Source organism: Frankia sp. AgB1.9, from assembly GCF_016786355.1.
Taxonomy (GTDB): Bacteria; Actinomycetota; Actinomycetes; order Frankiales; family Frankiaceae; genus Pseudofrankia.
This window is the reverse complement of record NZ_JADWYX010000100.1, coordinates 22,003-34,885: the sequence shown is the minus strand read 5'-3', so window position 1 is coordinate 34,885 and position 12,883 is coordinate 22,003. Positions and strand designations below refer to the sequence as shown.

Annotated in this window: 12 protein-coding genes; 6 read left to right on the top strand and 6 right to left on the bottom strand. The window is 71.0% G+C overall.

Features of this window, described 5'->3' with window-relative positions; translation table 11 throughout:
• Together I6A60_RS30560 and I6A60_RS30555 are read right to left on the bottom strand one after the other, a co-directional pair.
• On the bottom strand, positions 1-221 hold a 221-nt coding region (locus I6A60_RS30560; protein WP_238436589.1), incomplete at its 3' end, for an NAD(P)-binding domain-containing protein.
• 50 nt (positions 222-271) lie between these two features.
• Complete coding sequence (locus I6A60_RS30555; protein ID WP_203011806.1) at positions 272-1,078, bottom strand: SDR family oxidoreductase; 807 nt, start codon at positions 1,076-1,078, stop codon at positions 272-274.
• A gap of 292 nt (positions 1,079-1,370) precedes the next feature.
• Here I6A60_RS30555 and I6A60_RS30550 point away from each other — a divergent pair, with 292 nt between their 5' ends.
• The 6 genes from I6A60_RS30550 to I6A60_RS30525 all read left to right on the top strand — a co-directional run bounded on the left by I6A60_RS30550 (position 1,371) and on the right by I6A60_RS30525 (position 9,219).
• Positions 1,371-2,960: a class I adenylate-forming enzyme family protein gene (locus I6A60_RS30550; protein ID WP_203011804.1), complete on the top strand. Its 1,590-nt coding sequence runs from the start codon at positions 1,371-1,373 to the stop codon at positions 2,958-2,960.
• Positions 2,957-3,862: a nitronate monooxygenase family protein gene (locus I6A60_RS30545; protein ID WP_203011799.1), complete on the top strand. Its 906-nt coding sequence runs from the start codon at positions 2,957-2,959 to the stop codon at positions 3,860-3,862. Before I6A60_RS30550 ends, I6A60_RS30545 begins: the two co-directional genes overlap by 4 nt.
• Positions 3,863-4,058: 196 nt before the next feature.
• Positions 4,059-5,402, top strand: coding sequence for an ABC transporter substrate-binding protein (locus I6A60_RS30540; protein WP_203011798.1), 1,344 nt, complete (start codon positions 4,059-4,061; stop codon positions 5,400-5,402).
• Between the two features lie 78 nt (positions 5,403-5,480).
• Positions 5,481-6,455: an alpha/beta hydrolase gene (locus I6A60_RS30535; protein WP_203055757.1), complete on the top strand. Its 975-nt coding sequence runs from the start codon at positions 5,481-5,483 to the stop codon at positions 6,453-6,455.
• A gap of 99 nt (positions 6,456-6,554) precedes the next feature.
• Positions 6,555-7,835: an ABC transporter substrate-binding protein gene (locus tag I6A60_RS30530; RefSeq protein ID WP_203019729.1), complete on the top strand. Its 1,281-nt coding sequence runs from the start codon at positions 6,555-6,557 to the stop codon at positions 7,833-7,835.
• A gap of 190 nt (positions 7,836-8,025) precedes the next feature.
• A complete protein-coding gene (locus I6A60_RS30525; RefSeq protein ID WP_203019731.1) occupies positions 8,026-9,219 on the top strand; it encodes an amidohydrolase family protein in 1,194 nt (397 codons plus the stop codon).
• Here the strand turns inward: I6A60_RS30525 and I6A60_RS30520 are convergent.
• The 4 genes from I6A60_RS30520 to I6A60_RS30510 all read right to left on the bottom strand — a co-directional run bounded on the left by I6A60_RS30520 (position 9,138) and on the right by I6A60_RS30510 (position 12,871).
• Positions 9,138-9,854, bottom strand: coding sequence for a TetR/AcrR family transcriptional regulator (locus tag I6A60_RS30520; protein WP_203019733.1), 717 nt, complete (start codon positions 9,852-9,854; stop codon positions 9,138-9,140). The two genes, I6A60_RS30525 and I6A60_RS30520, sit on opposite strands and share 82 nt — an antisense overlap.
• A gap of 130 nt (positions 9,855-9,984) precedes the next feature.
• Positions 9,985-11,145: a thiolase family protein gene (locus tag I6A60_RS30515; RefSeq protein ID WP_238436581.1), complete on the bottom strand. Its 1,161-nt coding sequence runs from the start codon at positions 11,143-11,145 to the stop codon at positions 9,985-9,987.
• On the bottom strand, positions 11,142-11,615 hold the full coding sequence (locus I6A60_RS42175) for a Zn-ribbon domain-containing OB-fold protein (RefSeq protein ID WP_238436580.1): 474 nt from the start codon (positions 11,613-11,615) through the stop codon (positions 11,142-11,144). Before I6A60_RS42175 ends, I6A60_RS30515 begins: the two co-directional genes overlap by 4 nt.
• A complete protein-coding gene (locus tag I6A60_RS30510; protein WP_203019735.1) occupies positions 11,612-12,871 on the bottom strand; it encodes a cytochrome P450 in 1,260 nt (419 codons plus the stop codon). The genes I6A60_RS42175 and I6A60_RS30510 overlap by 4 nt, the downstream gene beginning before the upstream one ends.
• Between the last annotated feature and the right edge of the window lie 12 nt (positions 12,872-12,883).

Sequence of the window (12,883 nt, the reverse complement as noted above, 5' to 3'; positions counted from 1 at the left end):
CCGCCGGCCGGCATGGCGGCGAGTGCCCCGTCGGGGCCGCGAAGCACGTCGTCGACGCCGCGATCGTCCACGACACAGACGCACAAGACGTCGCTGGCTGCCCCCAACGCACGACGGGTCTCGGCCAGCCGCGCGCCGGTGGCGGCGAACGGGACGAGGCTGGCGGGACGCCGGGCCCACAAGGTGGTCGCGAAGCCGGCCTCGATGATCCGTCGCGCCATCGGAGCGCCCTGGTCTCCCAGACCGACGAACCCGACGCGCGGGGGCGTGGTCACGGCGTCTGCTCCGTGATCCGCGCCTGTAGGTAGGTCTCGATGTCGTGGGCCCGGCGCGCGAGCTCGGCCTGGATGTCGGGGACAGTGGTCACGAGAAAGCGGCCCTGCTCGACGGCGTCGACGGTGAGCCTGGCGACCTGGTCGGCGGTGACGATCGCGTGCTGAGGGGCCCTGGGCCCGGACCGCGTCGGGCCGTAGCTGGTGATCTGTTCGACGATGTTGGTGGCTACTCCGGACGGACATAGACAGGTGACGCCGATCCCCTGGGGTCCCAGGTAGATCGCCAGCGCCTCGGAGACCCCGACGACGGCGTGTTTGCTCGCGACGTAGGGCAGCCGGTCGAAGCCATAGGCGAGCAGGCCGGACGCGGAGGCCGTGTTGACCACGTGTCCGCTGCCCTGGCTGAGCAGCAGGGGCAGGAATACCGCGTTGCTGCGCGCGATGCTCATCAGGTTCACGTCGAGCACCCGCTGCCAGGCCGCGGCGGGTAGTGACTCGGGCGCGCCCACCGCGAGCACGCCGGCGTTGTTCATGACCAGGTCAACCCGGCCGAACCGCTCCAGCGCGGTCTCGCGGAGGCCGACGAGGTCCGCCTCGCGCGTCACATCGACCCGGGTGGCGACCGCCACCCCGCCGGCTCGGTTGATCTCCGCGGCGACCGTGTCGGCCCGGTCGGCGTCGACGTCACTCACCACGACGCGGGCACCGCGCGCCGTGAACGCGCGGGCGGTGGCGGCACCGATGCCGCTTCCGGCACCGGTGACAACCGCGACCGCGCCGCCCAGCTTCAACGCGCGCGTCATGCGAACGCCACCGCGATGGTGCGCGCGAGCTCCAAAGGTCGTCGCAGTCCAACGACCAGATCTGCACGGTCCGTGACTGCATGGTCGCTATCTTGTCGGGGTGCCACCAGGTGCGTGCGATTGATCGTCATGCGGCGCGAACTCCCTAATTCGACTGCCTTAGAAGCTACACCAGTTGACAGAATGGTGACGCGGGTGCGTTAGTCATGCCATGCCGCCAACTGAGCTGTTCGACGTCACCGGCGAGGTCGCCGTGATCACCCGCGGCGTCTCGTCCTAGGAGCGCTGGACCATGGCCATCCCCTCGGGAGCCGAGCTTCCGTTCGTGCACCCCTTCGTGGGTCTCGACGTGACCTGCCTGTTGGAGGACCGGGCTCGCCGGCGCGGGGAGCGTCCGTTCCTGGTCTGGGAGCCGCCTGACGGACAGCGCCGCGTGTGGACCTACGGCGAGTTCGAGCGCGATGTGCGGGCCGTCGCCGCGGGCCTGTGCAGCCGGGGCGTGGGCGTCGGCGACGCCGTCGTGGTGCATCTGGACAACAGCCCAGGGTTTCTGTTGGTGTGGTTCGCGTGCGCCCGGATCGGCGCGGTCGCGATCGACCTGAACACCCGGTATGCCCAGGACGAGCTCGGGCACGCGGTCGAGCTGACCGGCGCGGTCGGCATGGTCACCGACCCCAGGCTTGGGCTCGCGGACTGCCCGACGGTGACCGGCCTCGGGTGGACAGCCTTCCTCGATCCCGCCACCGGCACCGTCCCGGAACTGGTCGGCGACCCGCGGCTGGCACCACGGCGGCGGCCTGACCCGGCAGCGTCGCTGTGCGTCCAGCTGACCTCCGGGAGCACCGCCCGCCCGAAGGGCGCGCTCTACACCCATGCGAACGCCCTGTGGGCCGCGCGAGTGGGTGCGGCGAACTGGCGGCTGACTCCGGACACCGTCCAGCTGGTGTTCGCCCCGCTGTTCCACACGCTCGCGCTGTGCTGGCAGACGTTGCCGACGCTCTGGGTCGGCGGCGCCGTGGTCCTGCAGCCGAAGTTCTCCGCGTCGCGATTCTGGGACGTCTCGGTCCGCAACCGGTGCACCCACACCTCTGTGCTTCCGTTGATGGCGCGGGTGCTGGCCGACCGGCCCGTGCCCGAGCACAGCTATCGCAGCTGGAGTGCCGGCGGCGAGATGCCCGGCTTCGAAGCCCGGTACGGCATTCGGATCTTCAGTGCCTGGGGCCAGACCGAGGCCGTGTCGACCCCCGTGACCGGCGACCTGGACCAGCCCGCGGAGGAAGGGGCGATCGGCCGGCCTGCGCCTGGATACCGCGTTCGGGTCCGCCGCGATGACGGCGTGGACGCCGGCCCCGGCGAGACCGGCGACCTGCTCATCAAGGGCGTGCCGGGGCTGTCCGTGTTCGCCGGCTACCTCGCGGACCCAACCGCCACGGCCACCGCCTTCGACGACGGCTGGCTCGTGACCGGAGACCGGATGACGATCCTGCCCAGCGGCACGCTGAAGTTCGCCGGCCGCGCCAAGGACATGCTCAAGGTCAGCGGCGAGAACGTGGCCGCCGCGGAGATCGAACGGGTCATCGGCGCGGTCGCCGGAGTACGCCAGGCCGCCGTTGTCGCACGCAGGGACCAGGTTCGCGGTGAGGTCGCCGTCGCGTTCGTCACCGCCGAGATCACGGATTCCGAGCAGACCACTCTGGAGGACGCCATCCGCGCCGCCTGCCAGCACTACCTCGCCGACTTCAAGGTCCCTCACGCCGTATACGTCGTTCCGGAGCTACCGAGGGCGGCCCTCGACAAGGTGGCGAAGGGGACGCTGCGCCAGTGGGCAGCCGACCGGCACGCCGCCGGCGATCACGCGGCCCGCCAGGGGGCGTCGCGATGAGTGCCAGGATTCCCGCCGTCGGGGCCGCCGCGCTGACGGACCGCAGGCCGTTTGGCCAGCTCACCGTTCCTCTGATCGCCGCACCGATGACCATGGTGTCCACCCCGGCGCTCGTGTCCGCCGCCTGCGCGGCCGGCATCGTCGGAGCGTTCCCCACCAGCAACTGCGGGTCGACCGCCGAACTCGACGAGTGGCTCGACGAGGTCGCGGCCTTGGTCCAGACCGCTTCCAGGCAGCCGCATGCTCCGGTGCCCGGCCCCGTCGCAGCCAACCTGATCGTCCACCGCGTCAACCAGCGCCTCGACGACGACCTGGCGACCATCGTCCGTCGTGGCGTCGGCATCGTGATCACGAGTGTGGGTAATCCCGTACCGGTCATCGATCCGCTCCACCGGGGCGGCTGCCTCGTGTTCGCCGACGTCGCCTCTCTCGCCCACGCCGAGAAGGCCGCCGCGGCCGGCGCCGACGGACTGGTACTGCTGGCCGCCGGTGCCGGCGGCAACACCGGCTGGGCGAACCCGTTCGCGTTCGCCCGCGCCGTACGTGCCTTCTTCTCCGGACCGCTGGTCCTGGCTGGCGGGGTCAGCGACGGCATCGCACTGTGGGCCGCGACCGTCCTCGGCTTCGACCTCGGCTACATGGGCACCAAGTTCATCGCCACCGCGGAAAGCGGCGCCTCGCCCGCCTGGAGGCAGGCCGTCGTCGACGCCCGGCTTGACGACATCACCCTCGGCCCCGGCCCCACCGGCGTGACAGCCAGCCTGCTACCCGGACGCGGCAGCGCCGGCCACACCGTCTCCGGCGTCCACGCGATCACAACAGTCGCCGAAGTCGTGCGAACTACCCAGTCCGAATGGCAGGCCGCGCGCTCCCATACCCGAGCGACGCTGACCGAGCCGTAGGGCGCGCGGCCCCCGCCGGCTGACCAGGTGTATCGCGGCCGGCTTGTCCGAAACTGTATCCAATATCCGATTTCGCCGCGTCCGGATCGCGAGTCCAGCGGACCCGCCGCGTGGCGCCACGGCACCCGCTGCCGTGGCCGCCAGTTCACGTATTTCTGCCGCGCGCCGCCGTGGCGATCACCCAAGGGAGTAGTCGATGCACGTCTCACGATTAGTGGCTGTCCTGGCCGCGGGCGCGGCGCTGACCACAGGCCTCGCGGCCTGCGGTTCCACCACGCCGGCCAACGGCCCGACCGTCGCCGCCGGCGGCGTCACGGCCGGCCCGCCCACCGGATGGAGCGACGGCGGTGTCACGGTCGCCCCGAGCTCGCTGAAATGCGGCCAGCCGGCCGCCGACCCGACCCGCGGGATCACCGCCACGTCCATCAAGATCGGCGGCCTCGCGTTCCTGACCAGCGCGAACGGCAGCACGATGGCGGGAGTCGACAGCGGTGCCAAGGCGCGCTTCGATCGGGCCAACGACGCGGGCGGCATCAACGGCCGCAAGATCGACTTCGTGGGCGTGCGCGACGACGGCAACGACCCCAGCCGCAACGTCAGCGAGGCCAAAATCCTCGCTGACCAGGACAAGGTCTTCGCGGTCGTACCCGAGATAACCGCCTCCGCCGGCTACCTGGACACCTTCTGCTCCGAGAGCGTCCCGTTCTTCGGGTGGGCCATCAACTCGGGCTACTGCGGGAATGCGATCGGCTTTGGCATCACCGGCTGTCTCACCAACCACCCCCAGAGCACGTCGTCGACATATGGAGTGATGATCCAGTCGCTGTTCGGTGGTGACGCGAAGGGAAAGACCGTCGCGCTGATCGGCAACGACAACGACTCCGCGCGCAGCGGCCTGGCGGATATCAAGCTGCAGATCCAGTCGGTCGGCGCGAAGGTCGTCTATTCGGAGAACCCCATTCCGGACGCTGGCCTCGCTGACGTCACGGCGGTCACCAGCAAGATCATGACGGCCTCGGGTGGCGTGCCGCCGGACGTCGCCGTGTACGTCACCGACTTCGCCTCGACCACGAAGCTGGTCCAGGCGCTGGCCGCCGCCGGCTTCAACGGCAGGCAGATCACCGCGGTCGGCTACGACCCGAGGCTCGCGGCGGCCGGCTTCGCCGGCCTGCAGAAGTCATACACGTTGCTGCAGTGGTCGCCGACCGAGGACACGTCCTCGGCCGGCGTGCGGCAGCTCGTCGCGGACATCCAGAAGTACGCGCCAGGCACCGTGATCAGCCTGCCGGTCATGGCCGGCTACTGGGCTGCCGACATGTTCGTCGCCGCCGCGACGAAGACCGGCAGGAACCTCACCGTCGACAGCCTCCTGAAGACCCTGAACGACAACTACAGCTACTACGTCGACGGCGCGGTGCCGCAGAGCAGGTTCCCGCTCAACCACACCGCCGGAGTGCCCTGCGGGTCACTGGTCCAGCTGGACGGCAAGAAATACGACCTCACCACCCGCCTGTCCTGCGGGCAGGTTCTGAAGAAGTAGCGACCCGGTACCGGGCCCACAAAGGGCCATGGCCATCAGACAAAGCGCCGCCAGCCCACCGTCGAGAGGAATTCCACGATGACCTACCGGTTCGATCCGGAGCTGGCCGCAGTCGTGCCGATGCTGCCCGCCGTCGACTTCGCCGACCCGCGGGCGCTACGCGCGCAGATCGCGGAGTTCGCGAACGCGAACCAACCCGACCTCGCGGGTGTCGACGTCCTGGACCTGCGGGTGCCTGGACCGCCCGGCAGCCCGAAGGTCCCGGTCCGGGTCTATCGCCCGGCCGGCCTTACGGGAATGACCGCGGGCCTGCTGAACATCCACGGCGGCGGCTTCATGATCGGAAGCATTGCGGTCGACGATGCGGCCTGCCTGGACCTGGTCCGCGGGCTCGGCGTGGTGATCGTGTCCGTCGAGTACCGGCTCGCACCGGAACACCCGTTCCCGGCCGGCCTCGAGGACTGCTACGCCGTGCTGGAATGGATCGCCAAAGCCGCCGGGGATCTCGGGATCGATCCGACGCGGCTGGCGGCGCACGGGGTCAGCGCCGGCGGCGGCCTCGCTGCCGCGCTCGCCCTGCTTACCCGCGACCGTGGCGGCCCGCCGCTGTGCTTCCAGTTCCTCGGCTACCCCGAAGTCGACGACCGACTGGAGACGGGGAGCACGCGCCGTTTCGTCGACACCCCGCTGTGGAACCGGCCGAACGCGGTCATCAGCTGGAACGCCTACCTTGGCGAGGGCGTGCCCGGCACACCCGACGTCTCGCCCTACGCCGCCCCGGCGCGGGCGACCGACCTGACCGGCCTGCCGCCCGCCTACGTCTCGGTCATGGAGTTCGACCCGCTTCGCGACGAGGGCATCGCCTACGCCCAGGCGCTGCTCGCCGCCGGCGTCCCGACCGAGCTGCACCTGTTCCCCGGCACCTTCCACGGCTCCGGAATCGTCGGCCAGGCCGCCATCAGCCAGTGTGAACGCGCCGAGGCCAAAGCTGTTCTCGCCAAGGCGCTCGGTCTGATCGTCAGCCCCGCGCAACCAGCTCACGGGGCGAGCTGAGCCACCGGGTCCCGCGGGCACCCGGATGCACACGTCCGGCGAATCACGCCACGACTCGCTGGGTTACTCGCGTCTCAGCTTGTCCGGGGAAAGGATCAGATGCGCATACCTGGATTCTCGGTCACCGTTGGCGGGGGCCTGCTGCCCGCGGCCGTCGCCGTCACGCTGGCGGCAGGCTGCGCGGCCGCTGGAGGAGGCGACGGGTCGACCGGTCCGACCGCCGCGTGCGACACCCCCGGCTACAGCGCCAACGAGATCCGCCTCGGCTTCGTGTACCCCGACACCGGCCCGACCGCCCCTTCGCTGAGTTCCGCCCGGGCCGGGTTCGAGGCTCGCGTCGGGGAGGCCAACGCGGCCGGCGGGATCCACGGCCGCAAGATCACCTACATCTGGCGCGACGACGGTGGGACGGCTGAACAGAACCAGCAGGCCGTCGCGGACCTCGTCGACAACCAGACTGTCTTCGGACTCGTCGAGGCGACCACGGTCGCCTCCGGGGGCGCCGAGTTCCTACGGGAGCAAGGTGTCCCCGTCGCGGGGATCCCGGCGGAGGCCTTCTGGGCGGACCCGCGCTACGGCAACATGTTCACCTACTCGTACCTGTTCACCAACGGGCCGTCGGTCACGACGTTCGGCGACTACGCGAAGGAACAGGGCGGCACCCGAGCCGCCGTCATCCAGAGCGACGTCACCGCGGACGCCAACGACATCGGCACCAAGATCAGCGACAGTCTCGCCTCGGCGGGCATCCCGATCGCGCCTGGCCCCTTCGTCTACAACCCGGCCGTCACCGATCCCGTCCAGCTCGGGCAGCGCCTGCGCGCGGCCGGAGTCGACGTCGTCGCGGCCGCCTTCGCCGGCACCGACCTGGCCGAGGTCATCCGGGGGATCAAGGCCGCCGGTGCGCCGGTCAAGGTCATCCTGACGCCGAGCGGGTACGACACGTCGCTCCTGCGGCGGTACGGCCCGATGCTCAGCGGCCTGACCGCCGCCGTCAGCTACGTCCCCTTCGAGCAGGGCGGACCGGCCCACGAGACCTACCTGGAGGCGATGGCGGCCTACGCCCCCGAGGTCACCTCACCGAACCAGGAGGTCGCCTTCGCCACCTACATCCTCACCGACCTCTTCCTCGACGGGCTGGACGAGGCTGGCGACTGCCCGACCCGCGCCGGCTTCATCCACACGCTGCGAGCCAGTTCCTACGACGCCGGCGGTCTGCTGCCCGGCCCGGTCGACCTGACGAAGGACTTCGGCCAGATCGCCCGCTGCTACACCTTTCTGAAAGTCAACACCGCCGGCACGGGCTACGTCCCAGTCCCGAACCCGAAAGCCCCCGCCTCGAACCCCGACCAATGGTGCGGCACCCGACTGAGCAAGTGACGGTCGACCGAGATGGCCCGCTCCGGCCCGCACCGGAGCCGGCCAGAAGCGGATCTCCAGCCGAGCGAGGCCGCGGGCGACGGGCCTGCGGGGTCTGTCGGATGCATAGCAAAGACGCCTTGTACTTGCTATGTAACGCCCGTTACAGTGCCGCCGACCGCGGCGGTGCAAAGGGCTCCGGGAGGGTGTCGTGGAACTCGACGCACGGACGGCCAGCGAACCAGTGGTGATCGTGTCGGCGGACTGTCACGCCGGCGCGCCGATTCTCGGATACCGCGACTATCTCGCCGCCGAATGGCGCGAGGATTTCGACCGGTGGGCTCGTGAGTTCGTCAACCCGTGGAGCGATCTCGACGACGTGTACGCGGACCGGAACTGGGACAGCGCGAAGCGGTTACGCCACCTGGAGGAGGACGGCATCGTCGCGGAGGTCATCTTCCCGAACACCGCGCCGCCGTTCTGCCCCCAGACCAGCCTCGTCGCCGGGCCTCCGTCCGCCGCGGACCACCAGCGCCGCTGGGCCGGGCTGCAGGCGCACAACCGCTGGCTCGCCGACTTCTGCCAGGAGACGCCAGGCCGGCGGGCCGGGATCGCGCAGATCCTGTTCAACGACCCGGACGCCGCCGTCGCGGAGATCACCTGGGCCCGGGAGAACGGCCTGACCGGCGGCATCCTGCTGCCGTCGATCCCGCCGGGCGCCCCGATCCCGCCGATCTGGGATGAGAGCTACGACCGGATCTGGGCCGCCTGCGCCGACCTCGACGTGCCGATCAACCACCACGGCGGCAGCGGCTCGCCGGACTACGGCGGGAAGCCGGGGATGGCCCGCCTCGTCTACCTGCAGGAGTTCACCTTCTACTCGCACCGCAACCTCTGGCTGCTCATCTGGGCCGGGGCCTTCGAGCGGCACCCGACGCTGCGCTACGTCGTGACCGAGCAGAGCTTCGCCGGCGTGCTCGACGACGCCGTGAAGCATGACGGGCTGCACGCCATCCTCACCGGCGCGGCCGAGTACGAGTCGGCGGCCGCCATGCGGGAGCTCGTCGGCCCGGCCTTCATCCAGGAACTGGGCCGGCGCCCGAGCGACTACCTGCGGCAGAACATCTGGTTCGGGGTGAGCTTCATGGGCGCTGCGGAGGCGGGCCGCCGCCACGAGGCCGGTGTGGGCCGCATGATGTGGGGCAGCGACTACCCGCACACGGAAAGCACGTGGCCGGACAGCAGGAAGTCCATCTCGGCCGCGGTCGCGGGTGTGCCGGCCGAGGAGGCCCGGCGCATTCTCGGCCTCAACGCGATCGAGTTCTACGGTTTCGACCGGGACCTGCTGACATCCACGGCGTCCCGCATCGGCCCCGCGCCCGCCGAGATCCTCGCGACGGGGTGACCGCCGGTGCCGTCCGGCTCCGCGGAGTCCGCCAACAGCCCCGCGACCAGCGCCCGCAGCATGACGGCGAAGGTCCGGTCCCGGTCCGGGATGCGGGAGAGCGCGGTGGCGGCGGACTCCTCGAGGGCCGGGCCGGCACCTTCCTGAAGATCGTCACCGACGGCCTGCGCGCGCCAGGTCCTGGCGAAGTACCCGACCGTCACGTGGTCGCCGACGAGCTGGACGACCGCGTTGGTCGCATCGGCGATCCCCGGGCCGCGTAGCCCCGCGGCGGCGAACTCCGCCGCGATGGACCGCCTGGCCGGCCCGAGCAGCGCCAGCAGGATTCCGCGCTGATGGGCCAGCTCGACCAGCCAGAGATGCTGGTTGATGTTCGCGAGCAACGACGAGGCGGTCGAGAGGACACGGTCCATCGGGGACTCACCGACGGTGCTTACCTGGCCGAGAACATCCCGGGTCTGATCGACGACGGCGTCGATCAACTGATCGCGGTTGCCGACGTGCCAGTAGATCGCCGTGGGCGCCACTCCGAGGTCCGCGGCGAGCCTGCGCATGGAGAACTCCCGGACGCCGTCGCGCTCCAGCAGCGATCTCGCGGCGTTGATCACCCGGTCTGGGGTGAGGGGGTCTCGCACGATCCGGATGCTACCCACCGGCTGCCCCGAGCCCGTCCGCCGTGATCACCGGTGGCGGTGCTCCTGTCAGGGGCGAGGCTGTGGTGGGGGAGCGGGCGGTCAGCGTGGTGGGGCGGTCATCGGAGGGCGGTCATCGGGGGGCACCGAGCAGCAGCGACGAGGTGAAGTTCTCTGCGCCACTGGTCACGGCGGCGATCTGGGGGCGGGTGTCGAGCTGGTGGCCCCCTGCCTCGCCGCGCAGCTGCAGGCAGGCCTCGAGAAGGCCGCCGTACCCGTGCATCCGGCCGCCGGACAGCTGCCCGCCGCCGGTGTTCAGCGGCAGCTCGCCGCCGGCGGAGATGCGGGTGCCGCCGTCGACGAAGTCCGTGGCCTCGTAGCGGCCGCAGAAACCGAGAGCCTCCAGCCACCGCAGGGCGTAGACGGCGAACCCGTCGTAGACCTGCGCCACCTCGACATCCATCGGCTTCAGGTCGGTGCGCGCCCACATCATCGCCGCGGCCTCGTCGAAACCAGATGCGCTGCCCAGGGCCTCGAAGCTCACCGCCCGGTCAGGATCAGGCACGCTCCCGGCGCGCGAGACGACGAACGCGACCGACCCGTCCACCGGGACGTCGCAGTCGTACAGGCAGAGCGGATCGGAGATCATCCGCGCGTCCAGGTAGGTCTCCAGGGTGAGCGGCTCGCGGTAGACCGCCGCCTCGTTGCGCCTGGCGTTAGCCCGGCTGACCAGAGCGACCTGGGCGAACTGCTCCCGGGTGGCGCCGGCGAGCTCGACGCGTCGCTGCATGTCCAGGGCGGCGTGCGACGGGTAGCCGATCCCGAACGGCGTGGTCCACTGGGTGAGCTCCCGGCCGAACCGGACCGGCTGCCCCGCAGTGCCGCCGCCGTCGAGCAACGTCGCCGCCCGGCCCGCGTAGCCCTGTTGCGCGGTGGACTCCCAGACCGTGCGGAAGCACAGGACATGGGTCGCGAACCCGGCCGCCACGGCCAGGACCGCGTTGATGACCGAGCCGAGTTGGCCCGCGGTCTCACCGCCGCCGTTGTGCCAGCGCAGCCGCAGCCCGAGCATCGACCGGACGTCGTCGACGCCGGCGCCGGTGATCCCGGGCGTCGACCAGAACGCCCCCGGGTAGGTCGAGACCCCGTCGATGTCCGCCGCGGTCAGCCCGGCGTCGGCGATCGCGGCCAGCGCGGCGTCCGCGGTCAGCACCCAGGGGTCGATCCCGAGCCGCCGCCCGATCCGCGACCGCCCGGCCCCGCTGATCGCCGCCAGGTCCTCAGCCCGCGTCATCGCTGATCCGGCCGGCTCTGCCCATTGCCGGCCTCCGGCCGGAAGAGCGGCACGTATGCCTCGCCGGCCCTGGCGAAGCACACCTGGACGGGCAGGCCGACGTACACCTCGTCGACCGGGCAGTCGACGAGGTTGGTCAGCAGGCGCAGACCGGGCTGTTCGACCAGCTCGACGTCGGCCACCAGGTACGGCGGCGGCATGGACGGCACCCAGCCGTAGCGGTTGACCGTCCAGGACCAGACGGTGCCCCGCCCGGACACCGGCGTGAACGCGACGTCACGCCTCTGGCAGTTCGAGCAGACCGGACGCGGCGGATGCAGGTAGCGACCGCAGTCCTGGCAGCGGGCGATCCGCAGCAGGCCGTCCGCGCCCGAGGTCCAGAACGCCGCGGTCCGGTCGGTCAGCGGCGGCGCCACCCGTTCGAAGTCCTCGACGACCAGCGCCGCGCCGTCGGTGCCCAGGCCGGTCATGGCGTGTCCCAGACCACCGGCACCGAGGTCGGACCGCGCTCGTACATGCCGATGATCTGCGGCGCCTCGGCGTCCTCGTCGAGGCGAAGGCCGGGCAGGCGGTCGAGCAGCGCGTCGATCGCGGTGTGGATCTCGGCTCGGGCGACGTGCATCCCCAGGCAGATGTGCGGGCCGCCGCCGAAGCCGAGGTGCGCGCCCGGTGGGCGGGACGGGTCGAACTCGTCGGGGCGCTCCCAGCGGGCCGGGTCCCGGTTCGCCGCGGCGAAGCACAGGTGCACCACGGACCGGGCCGGGATCGCGACCCCGCCGAGCTCGGTGTCCCGCAGGGCGTACCGGGTGAACATCGGGTCGGTGGGCATCCAGCGCAGCGACTCCTCGATCGCCGGGCGCAGCAGCGTCCGGTCGGCGCGGACGGCCTCCAGCCAGCGTGGATGACGCAGCAGCGCGAGCAGGGTGATGCCCATCTGCTTCCAGGTAGTGCCCGAGCCGGCGGCCAGCAGCAGCAGCGCGAAGCCCAGGATGTCGACGTCGGAGAGGACCTGGCGTGGACCGTCACCCTCGGCGACCTCGGCTTGGACGAGCACGCTGATGATGTCGTCCCGCGGCTCCTTGCGCCGTTCGCTGATGATGGGCATCAGGATGCTGGCGAGCAGCGCGCGGTCACCGCCGTCCGACGTCGCGGCCTCGCGGACCCGCAGCGCGTCGGCGACCCCGATCCCGAAGCTGCCGCAGATCGTCAGCAGCGGGATCGGGGCGCAGAACTCGACGTTGAGGTCCGCGCGCCCGTTGCGCTCGAACGTGTCGATGAGCTCCTGCACGGTGCTCTCGATCCAGCGCTCGGACCACCAGGCACCGCGCTTCGGGACGAACGACGACTGGACCAGCGCGCGGTACCGCCGGTGCCGGTCGCCGTCGAAGTACAGCATCACGCTGTCACTCAGGTCGAGCTCCGGGCCCGGCGCGGTCGGCTTGGAGACGAAGGTGTCGCCGTCACGCAGCACGTCCTGGCAGGTGGCGAAGTCGAACACCGAGAAGTGCGGAAGGTCGGGGAAGGGGAGGCCCTGGAAGAAGGCCTCGCCGTGATAGCCGACGAGCGGCCCGACGATGCCGGGGTGCACCGGGCCGGTCTCGCGAAGCCGGTGCAGCTCCGGGTAGAAGTCGAGGTCGAAGCCACCGCCGCGGTTCGCGTAGACGTCGCTGCGCAGGTCGAACAGCTCGCGGATGCGCTGTGGGTCCAGGGTCGCGATGTCGCTCATGTCAGTCCAGCC

Excerpts from the sequence above, each read along its gene's own strand:
- I6A60_RS30555 (WP_203011806.1), bottom strand. The coding sequence starts at position 1,078 with ATGACGCGCGCGTTGAAGCTGGGCGGCGCGGTCGCGGTTGTCACCGGT.
- I6A60_RS30550 (WP_203011804.1), top strand. The coding sequence starts at position 1,371 with ATGGCCATCCCCTCGGGAGCCGAGCTTCCGTTCGTGCACCCCTTCGTG.
- I6A60_RS30545 (WP_203011799.1), top strand. The coding sequence starts at position 2,957 with ATGAGTGCCAGGATTCCCGCCGTCGGGGCCGCCGCGCTGACGGACCGC.
- I6A60_RS30540 (WP_203011798.1), top strand. The coding sequence starts at position 4,059 with ATGCACGTCTCACGATTAGTGGCTGTCCTGGCCGCGGGCGCGGCGCTG.
- I6A60_RS30535 (WP_203055757.1), top strand. The coding sequence starts at position 5,481 with ATGACCTACCGGTTCGATCCGGAGCTGGCCGCAGTCGTGCCGATGCTG.
- I6A60_RS30530 (WP_203019729.1), top strand. The coding sequence starts at position 6,555 with ATGCGCATACCTGGATTCTCGGTCACCGTTGGCGGGGGCCTGCTGCCC.
- I6A60_RS30515 (WP_238436581.1), bottom strand. The coding sequence starts at position 11,145 with ATGACGCGGGCTGAGGACCTGGCGGCGATCAGCGGGGCCGGGCGGTCG.
- I6A60_RS42175 (WP_238436580.1), bottom strand. The coding sequence starts at position 11,615 with ATGACCGGCCTGGGCACCGACGGCGCGGCGCTGGTCGTCGAGGACTTC.
- I6A60_RS30510 (WP_203019735.1), bottom strand. The coding sequence starts at position 12,871 with ATGAGCGACATCGCGACCCTGGACCCACAGCGCATCCGCGAGCTGTTC.